1 protein-coding gene is annotated in these 559 nt (G+C 47.0%); it reads right to left on the minus strand.

Features of this window, described 5'->3' with window-relative positions:
- On the minus strand, nucleotides 1-559 hold a 559-nt coding region (locus tag KIV40_RS30355; RefSeq protein ID WP_285352978.1), incomplete at both ends, for a hypothetical protein.

Consider the following 559-nt stretch of genomic DNA (forward strand, 5'->3'; position numbering starts at 1 on the left):
GTAATAAACAGTGAGCCCTCGATGAAGGTGAACTCTTGCTCGCCTGTATCCGTTTGGTCAAGCATCAATGGCGTTCCGCCATCGTAGGTGAACTGAGTAATCGTCGCGCTATCCGCACTCTGCTCTGGCATTACATCAATCGTGGTTGTGGTCACCACCCCAGCAGCCAGTTCGGCGACTGTCGGCTCTTCGATATTCAAGATGCCATTACTCATGCCTTGAACGTCATCTTCGATGGTCACCTTAAGTGGCGACATTGCCGAATCGTTGCCATCGCTATCAACAGCAAGCACTGGAACATCAAAGGTGACCATATTTTTGTCCAAACCATCTTCATGGTCGAGCGCTTCAAGTAGTGTGAAGGTGTATTGACCTAAGTTTGAATCGGAGAAACTGATGGTAAAGACATTGGTCTCAACATCCGACGCATCTTTAATAAAGCCGATGTAATCGCCAGCACTGTTAGGATCTTCTTTGATCTGAACCGCCAAGTTATTCGATGTCAAAGCACCTAATGGATTGAATAGAGTCGGTTCGATACGGAAAGAGACCACATCAT

The sequence above is a fragment of the Vibrio sp. D173a genome, from assembly GCF_030248475.1.